Origin of the sequence: Sphingomonas carotinifaciens, from assembly GCF_009789535.1 — a bacterium.
In the GTDB taxonomy this organism is placed as follows: Bacteria; Pseudomonadota; Alphaproteobacteria; order Sphingomonadales; family Sphingomonadaceae; genus Sphingomonas; species Sphingomonas carotinifaciens.
This window is the reverse complement of the sequence record NZ_WSUT01000005.1, coordinates 583,122-603,069: the sequence shown is the minus strand read 5'-3', so window position 1 is coordinate 603,069 and position 19,948 is coordinate 583,122. Positions and strand designations below refer to the sequence as shown.

Genomic DNA, 19,948 nt, shown 5'->3' with positions numbered 1-19,948 from the left:
TGTGCACTGCAACATAGATTAGCGGGTGCCCACGTAGCTGCCGGGGGCAGCCTCCAGTGCGGGCAGTTTGCCGTTGCCGGGGATCCTGGCACCGTTCGCCGGCGTGGTCGCGTCATCCTGATGGCGTAGCCATGTCGCCCAATCCGGCCACCAGCTCCCCTTGGTCTCGGTCGCGGATGCGACAAAGGCGTCGAGCGACTCGGCGGGCGTGTCGTTGGTCCAATACTGGTATTTGCCCGCCGCCGGCGGATTGACCACGCCGGCGATGTGCCCGGAGCCGGCAAGGACGAAGCGGAGCGGCCCCTGGAAAAGCTCGGTCAGCTTCCACACGCTCTCCGGCGGGGCGATATGATCCTCGCGACCGGCCTGCACATAGGCGGGGGTGGCGACGCGGCGCAGATCGAGGGGGACGCCCGCGATCGACAGCGCGCCGGGCTGCACCAGCAGATTGTCGCGGTACAGGTCGGTCAGGTAGCTGAGGTGCCATTTGGCGGGCAGGTTGGTGACGTCGCCGTTCCAGTGGAGCAGGTCGAACGGCACATAATCCTTGCCCAGCAGATAGTTGTTGGTGACGTAGTTCCAGATCAGGTCGCGCCCGCGCAACAGGTTGAAGGTCGCAGCCAGATAGCGCCCGTCGAGAAACCCCTCTGGCGACAGCGTGCCGATCAGCGCCAGTTGCTCGTCATCGACGAAGTGCAGGAGGTCGCCCGCCTTCGAGAAATCGACTTGGGCGGTGAAGAAGGTGGCGCTGGCGACCTTGTCCGCCTCGCCCCGCGCGGCGAGCCATGCCAGCGTCGCGGCCAGCGTGGTGCCCGCGACGCAATAGCCGACGCTGTGTACCGCGGGCACGTCCAGCAGATCGCGAATTGTGTCGATCGCCTCCACCTGCGCGGCGACGTAATCGTCCCATGCGATATCCGCCATGGTGGCATCGGCGGACTTCCACGACACCATGAACACGGTGAAGCCCTGGTCTAGCGCCCAGCGGATCAGGCTTTTTTCCGGCGACAGGTCGAGAATGTAGAAGCGGTTGATCCAGGGCGGAAAGATCACGATCGGCGTGGTCGCGACCGTTTCGGTCGTCGGCTGATACTGGATGAGTTCGTAGAGCGGGGTGCGCAACACCACCTGGCCCGGCGTGGCGGCGATGTCGCGGCCGATCTGGAACGCGTCGGCCTGGGTATGGGTCAATTGCCCACGGCCGATATCGGCAAGCATGTTCTGCAAGCCTTTCAGCAGATTCTCGCCCTTGGTCTCGATCGTCTTCTCGATCACCTCCGGATTGGTGGCGGGAAAGTTGGTCGGGCTCATCGCGTCGACAAAGGCGCGGGTGGCGAAGCGGAGCTGTTCCTTCTGGCGCGGCTCGACCCCCTCCAGCGCGTCGACACCGCGTAACATGTGATCGCCCACCAGCGCATAGCTTTGCCGGATCAGGTCAAACATCGGCGACTGCCATCCCGGCGCCTTGAACCGCTTGTCGGGCTTGGCCGCAGGGGCGGGCGCCGCGGCGGAAGGATCAAGGAAGCGGCGCCACAAGTCCATGCTTTCCGACCAGAAATCACGCGCCCGCTCGATGGTGGCGGGATCGTTGAAGCCGGGGACGACCGGCATCGCCGGCACGCCCTCCGCCGGCGGCCTCATCGCCGCGATCCCCTGCTCCATCATCATCTGCTGCGCACGCCCCATCACCCAAGTCCAGTGCTGCAACTCCTCCAGCGTCGGGATGGCGGGCGTGGCGCCTCCACCGGGGGGCCGGGGGTCGTGCGCGTCGTCGGTCTGGGCCATGGCATCCTCTGGTTGCTGGCGTGCGTGATACCGCAATGATGTTGCGCCGTCATGTCCGGTCGCGTCGGGAGAGGAAAGCGGCTATGGGGGGTGAGTTCCCAACAAAGAGGATACCATGTCCGAAGAGTTCTACCGCATCCGCCGGCTGCCGCCCTATGTCATCGCCGAAGTCAACGCGATGCGGGCCGCGGCGCGCGCGCGCGGCGAGGACATCATCGATCTGGGCATGGGCAATCCCGACCTGCCGCCGCCGCAGCATGTGCTGGACAAGCTGATCGAGGTGACGAGCAAGCCCGACGCGCATGGCTATTCGCAGTCCAAGGGCATTCCCGGACTGCGCCGCGCGCAGGCCAATTATTATGGCCGGCGTTTCGGCGTCGACCTCGATCCCGAGACGGAAGTCGTGGTGACGATGGGGTCGAAGGAGGGGCTTGCGAGTCTCGCCACGGCGATCACCGCGCCGGGCGACGTGATCCTGGCGCCCAATCCGTCCTATCCGATCCATACCTTCGGCTTCATCATCGCGGGTGCGACGATCCGTGCGGTGCCCACGACGCCGGACGAGGCCTATTTCGAGAGCCTGAAACGAGCGATGGAGTTCACCATCCCGCGGCCATCGGTGCTGGTGGTCAACTACCCGTCCAACCCGACCGCGGAGACGGTGGACCTGGCGTTCTACGAGCGGCTGGTGGCGTTCGCGAAGGACCAGGGGCTGTGGATCCTGAGCGACCTGGCCTATTCCGAGCTCTATTATGACGGCAATCCGACGCCGTCGATCCTGCAGGTGAAGGGCGGGAAGGACGTGGCGGTGGAGTTCACCTCGCTGTCCAAGACGTACAGCATGGCCGGGTGGCGCATCGGCTTCGCAGTGGGCAACCGCAAGCTGATCGCGGCGATGACGCGGGTGAAATCCTATCTGGATTACGGCGCGTTCACGCCGATCCAGGCCGCCGCCTGCGCCGCGCTGAACGGCCCGCAGGACATCGTCGAGAAGAACCGGCAGCTTTATCACAAGCGCCGCGACGTGCTGGTGGAAAGCTTCGCCCGGTCGGGCTGGGATATTCCGTCGCCGCGCGCGTCGATGTTCGCCTGGGCGCCGTTGCCGCCGGCGCTTGCCCATCTCGGCAGCCTGGAATTTTCCAAGCAGTTGCTGACCGAGGCCAAGGTCGCGGTCGCGCCGGGCGTGGGATATGGCGAGAATGGCGAGGGCTATGTGCGGATCGCCATGGTCGAGAACGAGCAGCGCCTGAGGCAGGCGGCGCGCAACGTGAAGCGCTATCTGCAATCCATGGGGGTCAATACGCCGGGCGCCAAGGCGGGCTGATGCACCGGTGGCGGGCGTTGGCGGCGGCGGCGATCTGCGCCCTGTCCGCCAGCGCCGCCGCTGCGCAGAACCGGCCCGATCAGCGGGCGTTCCTGAGGCTCTACAAGGAACTGGTCGAAACCGACACGACCCCGTCGGCGGGTAGCTGCACGCGCGCGGCCGGGCAGATCGCGGCGCGGTTGCGGGCGGCCGGGTTTCCGGGCGATGCGGTGGTGACCTTCGCGCCGCCCGATCACCCGCGCGAGGGCGGGGTGGTGGCGGTGTTGCCGGGCAGCGATCCGGCGTTGCCGGCGGTGTTGCTGCTCGGGCATCTCGACGTGGTGGAGGCCAGGCGGGCGGACTGGACCCGCGATCCGTTCACGCTGGTCGAAGAAGACGGCTATTTTTATGGCCGCGGCACGTTCGACGACAAGGCGCAGGGCGCGGTCTGGGCGGATACGATGATCCGGCTGCGGCCGCTGACGCCGCGCCGCACGGTGAAACTGGCGCTGACCTGCGGCGAGGAAACGACGTTCGCCTTCAACGGCGCGGAGTGGCTGACCAGAACGCGGCCCGACCTCATCGCGGCGGGGTTCGTACTGAACGAGGGCGGGGGCGGGCGCTACGGCGCGAACGGCCGTCCCGATATGCTGGCGGTGCAGATCGGCGAGAAGGCCGCGCAGAATTACACGCTGACCGCGACCCATAACGGCGGGCATAGCGCGCAGCCGACGGGGGACAATGCGATCTATGCGTTGGTGGGGGCGGTGCAGGCGATTCGGGAGCATCGCTTTCCGGTGTCGTTCACGGCGACGACGCGGGCGTTCTTCGCGGCGATGGCGCAGCGGGCGGGGGCAGAGATGGGGGAGGCGATCAGGCGGCTGCTCGCCGATGCGGGCGACGCCGAGGCCGATGCCATCGTCAGCCGCGACAAGACGTTGCAGGCGGCCTTGCGCACCACCTGCGTGCCGACCTTGCTGAGCGCGGGGCACGCCGAAAACGCGCTGCCGCAGCGGGCGACCGCGAACATCAACTGCCGGCTGTTTCCCGGTGAGACGGTGGAGGGGGTGCTGGACACGCTGCGCGGCCTTGCGGGGCCGGAGGTGGTGGTGACCGCGAACCAGCCGATCCGCCCCACCGCGGTGCCGCTGGCGCCGGACCCTGCGATCCTGGCGCCGATGACGCAGGTGGCGAAGCGGCATTTTCCGGGCGTGCCGGTCGTGCCGATGATGTCGGCCGGAGCGACGGACGGCATCTTCTTCCAGGCGATCGGCATCCCCGTATACGGCGTGCCGGGGATGCTGATCGACGGCGACATGTCGGGCATCCACGGCCGCGACGAGCGGATCCGGGTAAAGGCCCTTTATGCGGGGCGCGACTATCTGTTCGACCTGGTGAAGGCCTATGCGGGTGTGCGCTAGACGGTGACCTGTTCGCCCAGTTCCAGCACCTTGCCGGGCGGAATCCGCAAGAATTCGGTGGGGTCGGCGGCGTTGCGCTGCAGGAACATGAACAGCCGGTCCTGCCAGGGGGGCATGCCCTTCTCCGCCTCCGGCTTCAGCGTGTTGCGGCCGATGAAGAAGCTGGTCTTCATGGGGTCGAGGCCGAGCGCGCGCGTTTCGATGCCCAAATCCTGCGGCACGTCGGGCGACTCCATGAAGCCGTAGGTGAGGGTGACGGTAGAGAAATTGTCGTCCAGGCGTTCCTCGCGGACGCGTTCGGCAGGGGGGACGACGGGGCGGTCGGCGGTGCGGACGGTGGCGATCAGGTTGCGGGCGTGCAAGACCTTGTTGTGCTTGAGGTTGTGGAGGAGCGCGCCGGGGGCGGCGGCGACGTTGGCGGTGAGGAAGACGGCGGTGCCGGGGACGCGTTCGGGGGGGCGTTTCGCGAGCGCGGCGGCAAGGTCGGCGAGGGGGATGGACTGGCGGCGTTCAAAGGCGGCGACGATGCCGCGTCCGCGCACCCAGGTGTAGATGACGAGGCCGACGCCGGCCCCGACGAGCAGCGGCACCCAGCCCCCTTCGATCACGCGCAGGATGTTGGCGCCGAAAAAGATCAGGTCGAGCGCGAGAAAGGGCAGGATCGCGGCCAGCGCCAGCCCGCGCGACCAGTTCCAGCGGTGGCGGACGACCAGATAGGCAAGGCAGGTGGTGACCACCATCGTGCCGGTCACCGCGATGCCGTAAGCCGCGGCCATCGCGGACGATGTCTTGAACTGCACCACCAGGATCAGCACGCCGGCGAGCAGCAGCCAGTTGATCGCGGGCAGGTAGATCTGGCCCTGGAACGCGGCCGAGGTCTGGCGGATGCGCAAGCGCGGCAGGAAGCCGAGCTGGATCGCCTGCTGGGTGAGCGAAAAGGCGCCGGTGATGACCGCCTGCGCCGCGATCACGGTTGCCATGCCGGCCAGGATGACGAGCGGCGCGCGCAGGGATTCGGGCGCCATCAGGAAGAACCAGTCCTGATTGGTGAAGGCGGTGCCGTCGACGCGGGCCCGCTCCAGCGCGGCGAGCGCGAAGGCGCCCTGGCCGAGATAGTTGAGGGTCAGCGCAGGGAAGGCGAGCAGGAACCAGCCGAGCCGGATCGGCAGCTTGCCGAAATGCCCCATATCGGCGGTCAGCGCCTCTGCCCCCGTGACCGTCAGGAAGACCGCGCCCAGCACGAACAGCCCGGTGACGCCGTGGGTGGCGAGAAAGGCGATGCCGTAGTCGGGCCAGATGACGCGGAAGATCGAAGGTTCGTCGGCGATATGCGACAGCCCCAGCCCGCCGATGGCAAGGAACCACAGGATGCAGACCGGGCCGAAAAGGCGCGATACCTGTGCGGTGCCGCGCGACTGGATCAGGAACAGCGCGATCAGGATCGCGATGGTGCACAGGCGGATGGTGCCCTCGTCGAACATCGCGGCGGCGCCGGGAATGGTGCGCAGCCCCTCCATCGCGGACAGGACCGACAAAGCGGGGGTCAGGATCGCATCGCCGTAGAAGAGCGAGGCGCCGGTCGCCCCCAGCACCAGCGCGATGCGCGAGCGGATGCCGAGCGCGCGGCGGGCGAGCGCGGCAAGCGCCAGAACGCCGCCCTCTCCCTGATTGTCGGCGCGCATCAGGAAGGTGACATATTTGACCGAGACGACCAGGATGAGCGTCCAGAGCGCGAGGCTGAGCACGCCCAGGATCTCGCTGGGGTCGATGCCGTCGGCGGCCGACTGGGCCAGCGCCTCGCGAAAGGCGTAGAGCGGGCTGGTGCCGATATCGCCGAAGACGACGCCGAGCGCACCGATGGTGAGCGCGGCCAGCGCCGGGCGGTGGTGGCCGTCGCCGCTGCGTTCGATGACGGGCGACACGTGCCGCCCTGATGTCGCGCCGGTCGCGTCTGCCGTGATGGCCACTTGCACCCCCCTGTCGAAAGGACGGGGCGCTTTACGCCCGTTGCAAACCAACGCAAGTTGTTTCGCAACTGCGGCATCGTGCTTGATTTGTCCGCGCATGGCGGGCAGGGCGGTGGCATGGTTCCCCTTTCGTTCGGCGGACATGCATTTCAGGCGACGGCCGAGGGTGCGCTTTACTGGCCGGCGCGCGGCGCGCTGCTGGTCGCCGACCTGCATCTGGAAAAGGGCAGCTGGTACGCGGCGCGCGGCCAGATGCTGCCGCCCTATGATTCGCTGGCGACGCTATCCGCGCTGACCGCGCTGGTCGAGCGGACGGCTGCGCGCGAGATGTGGTGCCTGGGCGACAGTTTCCACGATGTCGGCGGTTGCGACCGCCTGCCGGACGATGCGCAAAGGATGTTGCGCAGCCTGACCGGCGATCTCGCCTGGACGTGGATCACCGGCAATCACGATCCCGCGATCCTGGACCGGTGTGGCGGCGAGGTGGCGGACGAGATGGTGGTGGACGGCGTGGTGCTGCGCCACGAGGCGGCGGCGGCCGAGTCGCGGCCGGAAATGTCGGGGCATTTCCATCCCAAGCTGCGATTGCGGGTGCGGGGGCGCAGCGTGGCGCGGCGCTGTTACGTCGCAACGGGGACGAAGCTGATCCTGCCGGCGTTCGGCGCGCTGACCGGGGGGCTGGATGTGACGCATCCGGCGATCCGGCAGGCGGTGGGAGGGGCTGCGCAGGCGCTGGTACCGGTGGAGGACCGGTTGCTGCGCTTCCCGGTTGCCGCCTGACGGGCGGTCCGTGTCGGCGCTGACCCCTATCCGTTCGAGCCGGGGGAAGATCACGTAGCCCGGTGCGGGCGTATCCCCGGCTTGTATCGGGGCATGGCTCCGCGCTCCAACCTGTCTCTCGATACACCGTCTCGGTACGCGGCTTTGCCGCTACTCGACGGTTACTCGAGACGAACGGGATGGGGTGGGCGGCGCCTGTCGACTTCCCGTTATCGGATCAGGGCCGGCAAACCGGTGCGCAGGGCGGCGACCCTAGGTTTGTCCCAGGCGACGATATAGGGGTGCGTCGGGTTCCGGTCGAAGAAGCGCTGGTGATAGGCCTCGGCGGGGAAGAAGCGGCCCTGTTCTATGCGCGTGGTCAGCGGTTTGCGAAAGGCAGGCGCGATTTGCGCCATGTAGGCGCGGGCGACGCGCATCTGGTCCGGGCTTTGCGGGAAGATGGCGGAGCGGTAGCTGGGACCGCGATCGGGACCCTGGCCGCCGACCTGGGTCGGATCGTGCGCGATGGCGAAGAAGACCCGCAGCAGGGTGCCGTAGCTGATCCGTGCGGGATCATAGGTGATCCGCACCGCCTCGGCATGGCCGGTGCGCTCGGTGGAGACCTTTGCATAGCTGGCATCGGCCGCGGTGCCGCCGGCATAGCCGGACGTCACGCCGCGCACGCCCTTTAGCTGGCGGAACACCGCCTCCACGCCCCAGAAGCAGCCGCCGGCGAACACCGCGGTCTGGGAGGCGGAGGTTGGCGGTACGTCCAGCGCCGGTTGCGGCAGCGGCACGACATGCTCGCTGCGGGCGATTCCCGCCGGGAGGGCGAGGAGCGCCAGCGGGGCGGCGGCGATCAGGAGCATGCGGATCATGCCGGAAAGATGGGGAATGGCGCCGGATGCGCCAAGCGTTCGTCCCCTAGCGTGCTTTTCCACCAGGGACACCCCCCGCGCGCGATCATGTCAGCGGGGTTTTGCCTGCCGCGTCGGGCGGCAGAGTCGATGTTAGCGGATCGCCTCGACCGGTGCACGCGTGGGTGCGTTGACCGCCTCGGCCGTGTGGAATGCCGCCAGACTGATCGCCCCCAGCACGAAACCGCCGGCGAACTGCCAAAGGAAGCTGGACTTGATGAGGCTGCGCATGGATCACCCTTGATTCTTGGGCTGATCCCCTTGGAAACAGCCAGTCTTTCGGCCGCCAGATGGGATGATCCGGCGACGCTCGCAATATCGTTTATAGAAACACAGCATTAACGGCACGTGGCTGTGCCGTTAATGTCACGGTTAGGATGTCGGGTGGGCGTTACGCCGTCAGCGCAGCGCCGCGCAGGCGTCCTGGATGCGGGTGCACGCTTCGCGGAGCAGGGCGTCCGACGTCGCGTAGCTGATCCGCATCGCGGGCGAGAGGCCGAAGGCGGCTCCCTGCACCGCCGCGACCTTGGCATCGTCGAGCAGATAGCCGACGAACGCCTCGTCATTGTCGATGCGCTTGCCAGAGGGCGTGGTCCGGCCGATCAGCGGCGCGAAGGACGGATAAACGTAGAAGGCGCCTTCCGGCGTCGGGCAGGTCATGCCCTCGATCTCGTTCAGCATGCCGACCACGAGGTTGCGGCGCACCTGGAAGGCGGCGTTGCGCTCCTGAAGGAAGGACTGGTCGCCGGTCAGCGCCGCGGTGGCCGCGGCCTGCGCGATCGAGCAGGGATTGCTGGTCGATTGCGACTGAAGCTTGGCGATCGCCTTGATCAGCCAGGGCGCGCCTGCCGCGAAACCGATGCGCCAGCCGGTCATCGCATAGGCCTTGGAACAGCCGTTGACGGTCAGCGTGCGCTCGTACAGCTCGGGGCAGACCTGCGCGATGGTGGCGAAGCGGAAGCCGTCATACACGATGTGCTCGTACATATCGTCGGCGAAGACCCAGACATGCGGGTGGCGCGCGATGACGGCGCCCAGCGCCTTCAACTCGTCGGCGGTGTAGCCGGCGCCGGTCGGGTTGGACGGCGAGTTGAGGATGACCCACTTGGTCCGCGGGGTGATCGCGGCGTCGAGCGCCTCGGGCGTCAGCTTGTAATGCTGTTCCGGGCCGGCGGCGACGATCACCGGCTTGCCGCCGGCGAACTGCACGACATCCGGGTAGCTGACCCAATAGGGGGCGGGGATGACGACCTCGTCACCCGGATTGACCGTGGCGACGATGGCGTTGAACAGCGTGTGCTTGCCGCCGACGTTCACGGTGATCTGATCGGGGGTGTAGGTCAGCGCGTTGTCGCGCGCGAACTTGGCGGCGATCGCCGCCTTCAGCTCGGGCGTGCCGTCGACATTGGTGTATTTGGTCTTGCCGTCGCGAATCGCCTGGATCGCGGCTTCCTTGACGAATTCCGGGGTATCGAAATCCGGCTCGCCCGCGCCCAGCCCGATCACGTCCACGCCTGCGCGCTTCAGCTCGAACACGCGCGAGGTGATCGCGAGCGTGGGAGAAGGGCTGATACGGCCGAGCGCGTCGGAAGGCTGCATGGACACGGGTGTTCCCCTATCGAATGGAGGCGGGCCAGAAAGGCGGGGGCGCCATAGCGCCAACGCGGATCAATCCGCAACCGTTGCCCGCATCAAACCGCGCAGGGCGTTGCCGAGCCAGGCCCCCTGCGCAATATCGTTGCGCGTCAGCCGCCCCTCGACCGCGCGGCCGCTGTCGACCAGTTCGGCGCGCAGGATGCCGGGGAGCAGCCCGGCGGCGAGCGGCGGGGTGACGAGACGGCCGCCCTGCTCCACGAACAGCGAGGTGAAGCTGCCTTCGGTGAGCGACCCGTCGGGGGCCTCGAAGATCACCTCGTCGGTGCCTGCGGCGATGCGGGCGGCATCGTAAAAGGCGCGGTCCGTGGTCTTGTGGCGGAGGCGCAGATCGCCGGGGGCGACGGGCAGCGGCACGACCGCGGCGCGCATCGGCTGGAGCAGCGGGGGCGGGAGCGCGCTGCATTCGATCGCGATGGCGCCGGAGGCGGCGAGCAGCAGGCGGACACGCGAGGGAGCGCGCAGGCGGAAGGTGGCGGCCTGAAGCTCGTTGCGGGCATCGTGGCGGTCGAAGGCGAAGCCGAGTGCGGTGGCGCTGGCCTTCATCCGCGACAGATGGCGTTCGAGATGGAGCAGCCCTTCCATGGGATCGAAGGCCATGGTCTCGATCAGGTCGAAGGGCGGATGGGCGGGGCGGAGGAAGGCGGCCTTGGCGAGGCATTCGTCCCATTCCGCCACGACATCCGAATCGGCGACGATGCCCGAGCCGAGGCCGATCGTCGCCCGGTCGCCGTTCAGCACCAGCGTGCGGATCGCGACGCTGAACGCGGCGTCGCCATCCGGTGCGACATGGCCGATCGCGCCGGTATAGGCGCCGCGCGCGCTCGCCTCCATCTCGCCGATCGCCTGCATCGCGCGGATCTTGGGCGCGCCGGTGATCGATCCGCAGGGGAACAGCGCGGCCAGCACGTCCAGCGTATCGCGGCCGGGCGCCAGCTCGGCGGTGACGGTGGAGACCATCTGGTGGACGGTCGGATACCGCTCGATGGTGAACAGGTCGGGGACGGAAACGCTGCCCGGCACCGCGACGCGCGACAGGTCGTTGCGCATCAGGTCGACGATCATCAGGTTCTCGGCCCGCTGCTTGGGATCGGCGGCAAGGGCGTCGGCGGCGGCACGGTCGGCGGCGGGGTCGTCCACGACGCGCGCGGTGCCCTTCATCGGGCGGCAGGTGAGGCGCCGGCCGTCGCGCGCGAAGAACAGCTCGGGCGAAAGCGACAGGAGCACGGTGTCGCCGGTATGGACCACCGCCCCCCAGCCGGCACGCGCGCGGGCACGCAAGCCGGCATAAAGGGCGAGGGGATCGCCGGCGATCGGCGCGACCGCGCGAAAGCTGAGATTGGCCTGATACAGGTCGCCGGCGCGGATCAGCGCCTGCACATCGCCGAAGCGTTCGGCATAGGCGGCGGCGTCGATCTCGGGAACCGGCGCACCGATCCAGGCGCCGGCGGGGTCGGGCAGGAGGGCGGCGACATCGTCAACCGGGCGGGCGTCGGCGAACAGGCCGAACCAGGCGAGCGGCTGGGGCGCGGGGCGCGGGGCGATGCGGGCCTCGAACGCGGGGGCCGCTTCGTAGGAGAGGAAGCCCGCGGCGTGCAGCCCTTGCGCGCCCGCCTCTCGGAGCGCCGCCAGCAGCGCGGGGATGTCGGCGGGGTCGTGCGCGGCCAGGATGCGGACGGGATCGGCATAAAGGCGCGCGGGCGCACCACCGGGCCGGGCGTCGTCGAGAAGCACGAAGGGCGCATGGGCCAGGGTCATCGCACCCCAACCCATGCACAGCGGATGCACATGGAGGCAAGCACCGATTGCTGCACGGCGCCGGGCGGCCTATCTGCGGGGGCATGACGAACCCCCCTTTGCGCGCGGCGATCGTGCCGGTCACCCCGCTTCAGCAGAACTGCTCGATCGTCTGGTGTACGGCCACGATGAAGGCCGCGGTGGTCGATCCCGGCGGCGACCTGCCGCGCATCCGCGACGCGATCGCCCGCGCCGGCGTGAGCGTGGAAAAGATCCTGCTGACGCATGGCCATATCGATCATGCCGGCGGTGCCAAGGCGCTGGCGGACGAACTGGGTGTGCCGGTGGAGGGGCCGCACGAGGCGGACCGCTTCTGGCTGGCGCGGCTGGACGAGGACGGGCAGGCTTACGGCATCCCCGCGCAGGTGGTGGAGCCGTCGCGCTGGCTGGTCGAGGGCGACACGGTGACGATCGGCGAACTGGTGCTCGACGTGTACGAGACGCCGGGGCACACCCAGGGGCATGTGATCTTCCACCACCCGGCATCGGACTTCGCGCTGGTCGGCGACGTGCTGTTCCAGGGATCGGTGGGCCGGTCGGACATGCCGGGCGGCGATCACGACCAGCTGGTCCGCTCGATCGTGACCAAGCTGTGGCCGCTGGGCGACGCGACCGCGTTCATTCCCGGGCACGGGGCGCCCAGCACCTTTGCGCACGAGCGCGCGTCCAATCCGTTCGTCGGGGACCGGGTGCTGGGCGCCGGGTAAGCGCCGGGGGTCAGGGTTGGCGCGATTGGTTGCGAATCGCCTTGAACTCGGAGCCGGCGCGCCATTCCGGCCAGGCGCGGCTGGTGCCCAGATCGCGGGCGATGCGGTGGAACAGGGCAACGTCGGCCGCAGCGCCGGTCAGGTCCCATTTCGCGTCCCAGGCATCGCAGGTCTGGTGGTAGCAGCGCATATAGCCGTCCAGCCATGCCTGACCCGCGGGGCGGCCGCCCTGCACAAGATCGGGCGCGCCGCTGATCGCCATCAGCAGCAGCGTCGGCACGCCGCGCCGGGCAAGCGAGAAATGGTCGGCGCGGTAGAACAGGCCGCGCTCGGGCAGCGCCTCGGGCGTGACGGTGCGGCCCTGCGCGGCAGCGGCGGTGCGCAGGCGGTCCTCCAGATCGTTCTGCCCGTCGCCGACCAGCATCACGTCCCGCGCGGGCCCGGCGGTCTGGAGAATGTCCAGCGTCAGGTTGGCGACCGTCTTGGCGACCGGATAGACCGGATGGACGGCATAGGTTTCGGAGCCGAGCAGTCCGCGCTCCTCACCCGTCCACAGCGCAAACACGAGGCTGCGGTCGAGCTTCGGCCCCTTGGCAAAGGCACGGGCGAGTTCCAGCACGCCGGCGGTGCCGAGCGCATCGTCGTTGGCGCCGGGGCGGATGGTGCGCCCCTCGGCATCGGGGGCGCCGCGACCATAGGCGTCCCAATGGGCGCCGAACATCACCACCTCGTCGCCATGCGCCTTGCCCGGCCACCGGGCGAGGACGTTGCGGCTTTCCGCCCGCTCGACCCGCACGGGGATGTCGGCGGTGAAGCGCTGGCCCTTCAGTTCGACCGGGCGGAAATCGGCACGACGCGCCGCCACGCGCTGCTGCGCCAGGTCGAGGCCGGCGGCCTGGAACAGACGGGTCGCGGCGGTGCCCTCGAGCCAGCCCTGGAGCAGCACGCGACTCGCGGGATCGCTGCGCACGATATCGTAATTCTCCCCGGCCGGGGCGGTGACCGTCGCCCAGCCATAGCCGGCACCGGGCGTGTCGTGTACGATCAGCGCGGCAATGGCGCCCTGGCGCGCGGCTTCCTCGAACTTGTAGGTCCAGCGGCCGTAATAGGTCATCCGGCGATCGCCGAACTTGCCCGCCGCATCCTCGCCCGGCTTCGCCTCGAAATCGGGATCGTTGACCAGGAAGACCGCGACCTTGCCCTTCAGGTCGACGCCCTTGAAGTCGTTCCAGCCACGATCCGCGGCATCGACGCCGTAGCCGACGAACACCATCGGCGCGTCCGCGATCGCCACGCGGTCGACCGGGCGGACGGTGGAGACATAGATCTCCTGGCCCTGACGCAGCGGCGTGGCGGCGACCCGCATCTGCCCGGCACCCAATTGGGTGCGGATCAGCGGCACGGGTTGCGTCCACTGCCCGTCGGGGCCGCCGGGTTCGAGGCCCATCGCCTTGAACTGCGCGACCAGCCAGTCGATCGTCTTCGCTTCCCCCGCGGTGCCCGGCGCGCGGCCCTCGAACGCGTCGGAGGCCAGGGTGCGGACATCGGCGGACAACCGCTGCGGCGAGATAGGGTCGGCGGGCGTCGTGGCGGCCAACAGGAAGGCGGGCAGCAGGCTCGTCGCTGCGAGCAGAAGGGGCTTGGGCATGCGGGCAAAAATCTCCGTGGGGCAGGCGGATCGACGAAAAGACGCCGGATCAGCGTCCTGCCAGTGGGCGCATATGCTTGCAACATGCGCGAATCTCGCTATAGGCGCGGGGCTTCGCGATGCGTCCGGCTGGGGTGCTCACGCGGTCGGGCATCTTGTCCGGGCGCGCAATGGGTGCTGACGGCGGGGCCTTCACCCATGTTTGATCGAATAAGGTGCCGCAATGGCCGTTCCCAAGAGAAAGACCTCCCCCTCCAAGCGCGGCATGCGCCGCAGCCACGACTCGCTGTCGATCGAGTCGTTCCAGGAGTGCCCGAACTGCGGCGAACTGAAGCGTCCGCACAATCTTTGCACCGCGTGCGGTCATTACAACGGCCGCGAGGTCATCTCGGTCGAGGGTTAAGTCCTCTCCGACTCGAGGTTCAAGGATGAATCATGGCCGATAATGCCTGGATCGCCGTCGACGCAATGGGCGGCGACGACGGGCTGGCCGTGATGCTGGCTGGCGTCGCCCGTGCGCGACGCCAGTTCGAAGGCATGCGTTTCCTGCTGGTCGGCGACGAGGCCCAGATCGCGGACGGGTTGAAGACCCATCCGAACCTGACCGCGGCGTCCGAGATCGTCCACGCCCCCGAGGTGGTGGGATCGAGCGAGAAGCCGAGCCAGGCGATCCGACGCGCCAAGCGCACCTCCATGGGCATCGCCATCGATCTGGTGAAGCAGGGGCGCGCCGCCGCGGCGGTCTCGTCCGGCAACACCGGCGCGATGATGGCGATGGCCAAGCTGTCGCTGCGCATGTTGCCCGGCATCGACCGGCCGGCGCTCGCCGCGCCGATGCCGACGCTGGGCGACAATGACGTGGTGATGCTGGACCTCGGCGCCAACACCGAATGCGATGCCCGCAATCTGGTGCAGTTCGCGGTAATGGGCGCGGCCTATGCCCGCACCATCCTGGACCTGTCCTCGCCGCGCGTCGCGCTGCTGAACATCGGCAGCGAGGACCAGAAGGGCACCGACGAGATTCGCGAGGCGGCGGCGCAACTGCGTGGCGACACGCATCTGCCGCTGACCTTTGCCGGCTTTGTCGAGGGCAACCACATCTCGCGCGGCGAGGTGGACGTCATCGTGTGCGACGGCTTTGCCGGCAATATCGCGCTGAAGACCGCCGAGGGCACGGCGCGATTCGTCGCGGACCTGTTGAAGCGCGCCTTCCGTTCGTCGGTGCGATCCAAGATCGGTTTCCTGATCTCGCGTCCCGCGACGCAGTTGCTGCGCGACCATCTGGACCCCAACAACCATAATGGTGCGGTTTTCCTCGGGCTGAACGGCCTGGTGGTGAAAAGCCATGGCGGCGCCACCGAACTGGGCGTCGCGACGGCGATCGGCAATGCGGCCAAGATGGTGCGCGCCGACCTGACCCGGCGCATCGCCGAGGACCTGCGCAACTTCGAGGCCGCGGCATGATCCGTTCGCTCGTCACCGGCACCGGATCGGCCCTGCCGACGCGGCGCGTGTCCAACGCCGAGCTGGCGCAGCAAGTCGACACCTCCGACGAATGGATCGTGGAGCGCACCGGCATCCGCTTCCGCCACATCGCCGGGCCGGAGGAAACCACCGCGACGCTGGCCGCCGATGCGGCCAAGGCAGCGATCGCGGCGGCCGGATTGTCGGCGCAGGATATCGACCTGATCGTGCTGGCGACCGCGACGCCCGACCAGACCTTTCCGGCGACCGCCACCAAGGTGCAGGCGATGCTGGGCATCCGCGATTGCGTCGCGTTCGACGTGGCGGCGGTGTGCTCGGGCTTCCTGTACGCGGTGCAGGTGGCCGATTCGATGCTGCGCACCGGCGTCCATGCCCGCGCCCTGGTGATCGGGGCGGAAACGTTCAGCCGCATCCTCGACTGGGAAGACCGCACCACCTGCGTGTTGTTCGGCGACGGCGCGGGTGCGGTGGTGCTGGAGGGGCGCGAAAGCGACGCCGAGGGCGGCCGCGGAATCCTGGCGACCCGGCTGCATGCCGATGGCCGGCATAACGACCTGCTCTATGTCGATGGCGGCCCCTCGACCACGGGCACGGTCGGCAAGCTGCGCATGAAGGGACGCGAGGTGTTTCGCCACGCCGTCGTCAATCTGGCGGCCGTGATGGAGGAATCGCTTGGGCTCGCCGGCCTGACCTCGGCGGATGTCGACTGGGTCGTGCCGCATCAGGCCAATGCGCGCATCCTGGACGCGACCGCACGCAAGCTGGGCCTGTCGCCGGACAAGGTGGTGGTCACGGTGGACCAGCATGCCAATACCTCGGCCGCGTCCGTGCCGCTCGCTCTGGATACGGCCGTACGCGACGGACGGGTGCGGGAAAAAGACATCGTGGTGCTGGAGGCGATGGGCGGTGGCTTCACCTGGGGCGCAGCAGTGGTTCGTTTCTGAACAAAATTTTATTCATAGTACGAATAATTCCCTTTCGGTCCTTTTTACCTATGTGATAGCAGCGGTTGCGTCATAGTTGGGGATAGGATGATGACTGGGGGTACTCTCACGCGCGCAGACCTGGCCGAGGCATTGCATCACGAGGTGGGCCTGTCGCGCACCGACTCGTCGCAGCTGGTCGAACAGATCCTGGACGAAATGTGCGATGCGCTGGCACGCGGGGAGAACGTCAAGATTTCCGGCTTCGGCACGTTCGTGCTGCGCGATAAGGGCGAGCGGATCGGGCGCAATCCCAAGACCGGGATCGAGGTGCCGATCGCACCGCGCCGGGTGCTGACGTTCCGCGCCAGCCAGATGATGCGCGATCGCATCATCGCCGGCTGACGGCGATGGCCGTCGCGTCCTCCGGCAAGGCGGATCGCGCGTTTCGAACGATCGGCGAACTCGCCAGGGAAACGGGGCTGCCGCAGCACATGCTGCGCTATTGGGAAACGCGGTTTCCGCAGCTCAAGCCGCTGCAGCGGGCCGGCAACCGGCGATATTATCGGGCCGAGGATGTGGCACTGGTCCGCCGCATCGATCGCCTGCTGCACCAGCAGGGCTATACGATCCGCGGTGTCCAGCAGCTTCTGGATGTGGAGGCGGAGCCGGACATGGTGGCGACGCTGCGCATCATCCGCCACGGACTGGCAACCGCGCTGGCGTGCGACATGCAGGCGCGATAGCATCGGCGGATGACCGCTTCCCCATCATCGCCTCGGCACGCACCTAATCGTCCATGGGTCGTGCTTGCGATGTTGCTGCTCGTCTACAGCCTGAACTTCCTTGATCGGCAAATCTTGGGCATCCTGGCCCATCCGATCAAGGCGGAGTTGCGGCTTAGCGATACGCAGCTGGGGGCGCTGGGCGGGATCGCGTTTGCGCTGCTCTATTCCACCCTGGCGGTGCCCCTCGCGATCGTCGCGGATGGCACCAGCCGAAGCTGGGTGGTGACCGGATCGCTGGCGGTATGGAGCGGCTTTACCGCGCTGTGCGGGCTGGCGACGGGGTTCTGGCAGCTTTTCGCGTTCCGGGTCGGCGTGGGGGTCGGCGAGGCGGGGGGCGTGGCGCCCTCCTATGCGATGATCAGCGACAGCTTTCCGCCGGAGCGGCGGGCGCGGGCGCTCGCGATCTATTCGCTGGGTGTGCCGTTGGGGCTGGCGGCAGGGGCGCTGCTCGGAGGAACGCTGGCCAAGGCGGTGGACTGGCGCACCGCGTTCATCGCGGCGGGCGCGGCCGGCCTCGTGCTGGCGCCGATCTTTCGCTGGGTGGTGCGTGAGCCGGTGCGACGCGCGACCCCGGTGCGGATGCCGGTCGGCGCGGTCTTCGCGATCCTGGCGCGCAAGCCGAGTTTCTGGCTGCTCGGCTTTGCCGCGGCATCGAGTTCGCTGTGCGGCTATGGGCTTGCCTTCTGGGTGCCCTCCGTACTGGTGCGCAGCCTGGGGTTCGATCTGGGGCAGGTGGGCCAGTTTGTCGGATCGCTGCTGCTGATCGGGGGTAGCGCGGGGGTGCTGGCGGGGGGCTGGCTGGGGGACCGGCTGGGCGCGCGTGACCGGGGCTGGTTCGCACGGTTGCCGGCGCTGGCGTGGATGGTGACGGTGCCGCTGTTCGCAGGCGGGCTGCTGGTCGATTCGCCGACGCTGGCCTGGGCGTTGTTCCTGGTGCCGCACGGCCTCAACATCCTGTGGCTGGGGCCGGTGACCACCGCGATCCAGCATCTGGTGCCCGCGGAGATGCGCGCCACCGCCTCCGCCTCGTTCCTGCTCATCAACAACCTTGTCGGGCTCGGCCTGGGGGCGCTGTCGGATGCGATGACGGTGCGGTTCGGGGCGGATGCGCTGCGCTATGCCGCGGTGGGGACGCTGGGCTTCTACCTCGTTGCCGCGCTGCTGGGATTGCTGGCGGTGCGGCCGCTTCGGCGCGACTGGTGGGTGGAGGACGGCGTCACCGCTCGCGGGTCGCCATGAAGCGGACCTTGGAATAACGGTCGGCGATATAGCCGACTTCCCAGGCGGACTTGGCGAGGAAGACCGGATTGTCGTCGCGGTCGCGCGCCATCGCCGAGCGGTTGAGGTCAGCGAAGTCCTTCAGATCGGCCGGATTTTCGGCGGATACCCAGCGGGCGGTGTCGAACGGCGCCGGCTCCAGCCCGGCGGCCACCTTGTATTCCGCATCGAGGCGCGAGAGCAGCACGTCGAGCTGAAGCTGGCCGACGACGCCGATGATCCAGTTCGAGCCGATCTCCGGATAGAAGACCTGCGTCACGCCTTCCTCGGCCATGTCGTCCAGCGCCTTGCGCAACTGCTTGGTCTTGGTCGGATCCTTCAGGACGACGCGACGCAGGATTTCGGGCGCGAAATTGGGCAGGCCGGTGAAGCGGATATCGGCGCGCTCCGACAGCGTATCGCCGACGCGCAACGTGCCGTGATTGGGAATGCCGATGATGTCCCCCGGATACGCCTCGTCCGCGACTTCGCGGTTCTGCGCAAAGAAGAGGATGGGGGAGTGGACCGCGATCGGCTTGCCATGGCCGGTCGGCGTCAGCTTCATGCCGCGCTTGAAGGTGCCCGAACACAGCCGCATGAAGGCGATGCGGTCGCGGTGCTGCGGGTCCATGTTCGCCTGCACCTTGAAGACGAAGCCGGTGACTTCCTTCTCGTCGGGGCTGACGGGTGCGGGCTCGGCAGGCTGGGGCCGCGGGGGCGGCGCGAAATCGGCGAGTGCGGCGATCAGTTCGGAGGGCCCGAAATCCTTGAGTGCGGACCCGAAATAGACCGGCGTCAGGTCACCATTGCGATACGCCTCGCTGTCGAAGGAGGCATAGCCGGCCTGTGCCAGTTCGATCTCTTCGGCGATCGCATCGGGGAGCGTCGGCGCATCCTCCACCTTGCCCTGGAAGGTGCGGCTGTCTCCCTCCGGCCGGCTGACCCGGTTGGTGGTGAGGTCAAGGATGCCCTGAAACTCGCCGCCCATGCCGACGGGCCAGCTCATCGGGCAGACGTCGAGCGCGAGGATGTCGGCGATCTCGTCGAGCAGCTCGAAGGGTGGGCGCCCCTCGCGATCGACCTTGTTGACGAAGGTGATGATCGGGACCGAGCGCAGGCGGCAGACCTCGAACAGCTTCCTCGTCTGCGCCTCGATACCGCGGGCGGCATCGATGACCATCACCGCCGAGTCGACCGCGGTCAGCGTGCGGTAGGTGTCCTCCGAGAAATCCTCGTGCCCCGGCGTGTCGAGCAGGTTGAAGGTCACGCCGTCGCGTTCGAACGTCATCACCGAGGAGGTGACGGAAATGCCGCGCTGCTGCTCGATCTTCATCCAGTCGGAACGGGCGCGGCGATTGGCGCCGCGCGCCTTCACTTCGCCCGCGAGATGGATCGCGCCGCCGAAATAGAGCAGCTTTTCGGTAAGCGTCGTCTTGCCCGCGTCGGGGTGGGAGATGATCGCAAAGGTGCGGCGGGGGGAGGTCATGCGCGGACTCGGATCGGCAAAAGGTTAAAAGTGGACACTACGTCCCCCCGGC

Annotated in this window: 18 protein-coding genes; 10 read left to right on the top strand and 8 right to left on the bottom strand. The window is 68.2% G+C overall.

Features of this window, described 5'->3' with window-relative positions; genetic code table 11:
• Positions 1–18 precede the first annotated feature (18 nt).
• Positions 19–1,785: a PHA/PHB synthase family protein gene (locus GQR91_RS04790; RefSeq protein WP_149681357.1), complete on the bottom strand. Its 1,767-nt coding sequence runs from the start codon at positions 1,783–1,785 to the stop codon at positions 19–21.
• Between the two features lie 115 nt (positions 1,786–1,900).
• Between GQR91_RS04790 and GQR91_RS04785 the strand changes: the two genes are divergently transcribed.
• Positions 1,901–3,109, top strand: coding sequence for an LL-diaminopimelate aminotransferase (locus tag GQR91_RS04785; protein ID WP_112384145.1), 1,209 nt, complete (start codon positions 1,901–1,903; stop codon positions 3,107–3,109).
• On the top strand, positions 3,109–4,509 hold the full coding sequence (locus GQR91_RS04780; RefSeq protein WP_149681356.1) for a M20/M25/M40 family metallo-hydrolase: 1,401 nt from the start codon (positions 3,109–3,111) through the stop codon (positions 4,507–4,509). Before GQR91_RS04785 ends, GQR91_RS04780 begins: the two co-directional genes overlap by 1 nt.
• On the opposite strand, the gene GQR91_RS04775 is transcribed toward GQR91_RS04780, so the two are convergent.
• Entirely contained in the window at positions 4,506–6,431 is a 1,926-nt protein-coding gene (locus GQR91_RS04775) for a potassium transporter Kup (RefSeq protein WP_235903895.1), read from the bottom strand. The genes GQR91_RS04780 and GQR91_RS04775 overlap by 4 nt on opposite strands.
• A gap of 162 nt (positions 6,432–6,593) precedes the next feature.
• On the opposite strand from GQR91_RS04775, the gene pdeM reads away from it, so the two are divergent.
• Positions 6,594–7,256: a ligase-associated DNA damage response endonuclease PdeM gene (pdeM, locus tag GQR91_RS04770; RefSeq protein ID WP_149681354.1), complete on the top strand. Its 663-nt coding sequence runs from the start codon at positions 6,594–6,596 to the stop codon at positions 7,254–7,256.
• Between the two features lie 209 nt (positions 7,257–7,465).
• On the opposite strand, the gene msrA is transcribed toward pdeM, so the two are convergent.
• From msrA to pabB, 4 genes are all read right to left on the bottom strand, one after another.
• Positions 7,466–8,113, bottom strand: coding sequence for a peptide-methionine (S)-S-oxide reductase MsrA (gene msrA / locus GQR91_RS04765; RefSeq protein WP_149681353.1), 648 nt, complete (start codon positions 8,111–8,113; stop codon positions 7,466–7,468).
• 132 nt (positions 8,114–8,245) lie between these two features.
• Positions 8,246–8,383 carry a hypothetical protein gene (locus GQR91_RS04760; protein WP_160146735.1) on the bottom strand — a complete coding sequence of 46 codons (138 nt, stop codon included), beginning with the start codon at positions 8,381–8,383 and terminating at the stop codon, positions 8,246–8,248.
• 168 nt (positions 8,384–8,551) lie between these two features.
• Positions 8,552–9,751, bottom strand: a complete 1,200-nt coding sequence (locus tag GQR91_RS04755) for a pyridoxal phosphate-dependent aminotransferase (protein ID WP_149681498.1) — start codon at positions 9,749–9,751, stop codon at positions 8,552–8,554.
• Positions 9,752–9,820: 69 nt separating this feature from the next.
• Positions 9,821–11,563, bottom strand: a complete 1,743-nt coding sequence (gene pabB / locus GQR91_RS04750; RefSeq protein WP_149681352.1) for an aminodeoxychorismate synthase component I — start codon at positions 11,561–11,563, stop codon at positions 9,821–9,823.
• An 83-nt stretch (positions 11,564–11,646) separates the two neighbouring features.
• Here pabB and GQR91_RS04745 point away from each other — a divergent pair, with 83 nt between their 5' ends.
• A complete protein-coding gene (locus GQR91_RS04745; RefSeq protein WP_149681351.1) occupies positions 11,647–12,309 on the top strand; it encodes an MBL fold metallo-hydrolase in 663 nt (220 codons plus the stop codon).
• 10 nt (positions 12,310–12,319) lie between these two features.
• Here GQR91_RS04745 and GQR91_RS04740 read toward each other — a convergent pair whose 3' ends face one another.
• Complete coding sequence (locus tag GQR91_RS04740) at positions 12,320–13,957, bottom strand: M28 family metallopeptidase (RefSeq protein WP_149681350.1); 1,638 nt, start codon at positions 13,955–13,957, stop codon at positions 12,320–12,322.
• A 223-nt stretch (positions 13,958–14,180) separates the two neighbouring features.
• Here GQR91_RS04740 and rpmF point away from each other — a divergent pair, with 223 nt between their 5' ends.
• The 6 genes from rpmF (at position 14,181) to GQR91_RS04710 (ending at position 18,392) form a co-directional block, all read left to right on the top strand.
• Positions 14,181–14,360, top strand: coding sequence for a 50S ribosomal protein L32 (gene rpmF / locus GQR91_RS04735; RefSeq protein WP_112384151.1), 180 nt, complete (start codon positions 14,181–14,183; stop codon positions 14,358–14,360).
• Between the two features lie 32 nt (positions 14,361–14,392).
• Entirely contained in the window at positions 14,393–15,421 is a 1,029-nt protein-coding gene (gene plsX / locus GQR91_RS04730) for a phosphate acyltransferase PlsX (RefSeq protein ID WP_112384152.1), read from the top strand.
• Complete coding sequence (locus GQR91_RS04725) at positions 15,418–16,386, top strand: beta-ketoacyl-ACP synthase III (protein ID WP_149681349.1); 969 nt, start codon at positions 15,418–15,420, stop codon at positions 16,384–16,386. Before plsX ends, GQR91_RS04725 begins: the two co-directional genes overlap by 4 nt.
• 87 nt (positions 16,387–16,473) lie before the next feature.
• On the top strand, positions 16,474–16,770 hold the full coding sequence (locus GQR91_RS04720) for an integration host factor subunit alpha (RefSeq protein ID WP_149681348.1): 297 nt from the start codon (positions 16,474–16,476) through the stop codon (positions 16,768–16,770).
• A gap of 5 nt (positions 16,771–16,775) precedes the next feature.
• Entirely contained in the window at positions 16,776–17,111 is a 336-nt protein-coding gene (locus GQR91_RS04715) for a MerR family transcriptional regulator (protein ID WP_149681347.1), read from the top strand.
• 9 nt (positions 17,112–17,120) lie between these two features.
• Positions 17,121–18,392 carry a spinster family MFS transporter gene (locus GQR91_RS04710; protein ID WP_149681346.1) on the top strand — a complete coding sequence of 424 codons (1,272 nt, stop codon included), beginning with the start codon at positions 17,121–17,123 and terminating at the stop codon, positions 18,390–18,392.
• Here GQR91_RS04710 and GQR91_RS04705 read toward each other — a convergent pair.
• A complete protein-coding gene (locus GQR91_RS04705; RefSeq protein WP_149681345.1) occupies positions 18,370–19,896 on the bottom strand; it encodes a peptide chain release factor 3 in 1,527 nt (508 codons plus the stop codon). The genes GQR91_RS04710 and GQR91_RS04705 overlap by 23 nt on opposite strands.
• Positions 19,897–19,948: the final 52 nt, after the last annotated feature.

Coding starts and splice junctions, on each gene's coding strand:
- GQR91_RS04755 (WP_149681498.1), bottom strand. CDS start 9,751: ATGCAGCCTTCCGACGCGCTCGGCCGTATCAGCCCTTCTCCCACGCTC.
- GQR91_RS04725 (WP_149681349.1), top strand. CDS start 15,418: ATGATCCGTTCGCTCGTCACCGGCACCGGATCGGCCCTGCCGACGCGG.
- pdeM (WP_149681354.1), top strand. CDS start 6,594: ATGGTTCCCCTTTCGTTCGGCGGACATGCATTTCAGGCGACGGCCGAG.
- GQR91_RS04790 (WP_149681357.1), bottom strand. CDS start 1,785: ATGGCCCAGACCGACGACGCGCACGACCCCCGGCCCCCCGGTGGAGGC.
- msrA (WP_149681353.1), bottom strand. CDS start 8,113: ATGATCCGCATGCTCCTGATCGCCGCCGCCCCGCTGGCGCTCCTCGCC.
- GQR91_RS04710 (WP_149681346.1), top strand. CDS start 17,121: ATGACCGCTTCCCCATCATCGCCTCGGCACGCACCTAATCGTCCATGG.
- GQR91_RS04745 (WP_149681351.1), top strand. CDS start 11,647: ATGACGAACCCCCCTTTGCGCGCGGCGATCGTGCCGGTCACCCCGCTT.
- GQR91_RS04760 (WP_160146735.1), bottom strand. CDS start 8,383: ATGCGCAGCCTCATCAAGTCCAGCTTCCTTTGGCAGTTCGCCGGCGGT.
- plsX (WP_112384152.1), top strand. CDS start 14,393: ATGGCCGATAATGCCTGGATCGCCGTCGACGCAATGGGCGGCGACGAC.
- GQR91_RS04780 (WP_149681356.1), top strand. CDS start 3,109: ATGCACCGGTGGCGGGCGTTGGCGGCGGCGGCGATCTGCGCCCTGTCC.
- GQR91_RS04705 (WP_149681345.1), bottom strand. CDS start 19,896: ATGACCTCCCCCCGCCGCACCTTTGCGATCATCTCCCACCCCGACGCG.
- rpmF (WP_112384151.1), top strand. CDS start 14,181: ATGGCCGTTCCCAAGAGAAAGACCTCCCCCTCCAAGCGCGGCATGCGC.
- GQR91_RS04785 (WP_112384145.1), top strand. CDS start 1,901: ATGTCCGAAGAGTTCTACCGCATCCGCCGGCTGCCGCCCTATGTCATC.
- GQR91_RS04720 (WP_149681348.1), top strand. CDS start 16,474: ATGATGACTGGGGGTACTCTCACGCGCGCAGACCTGGCCGAGGCATTG.
- GQR91_RS04715 (WP_149681347.1), top strand. CDS start 16,776: ATGGCCGTCGCGTCCTCCGGCAAGGCGGATCGCGCGTTTCGAACGATC.
- GQR91_RS04740 (WP_149681350.1), bottom strand. CDS start 13,957: ATGCCCAAGCCCCTTCTGCTCGCAGCGACGAGCCTGCTGCCCGCCTTC.
- pabB (WP_149681352.1), bottom strand. CDS start 11,563: ATGACCCTGGCCCATGCGCCCTTCGTGCTTCTCGACGACGCCCGGCCC.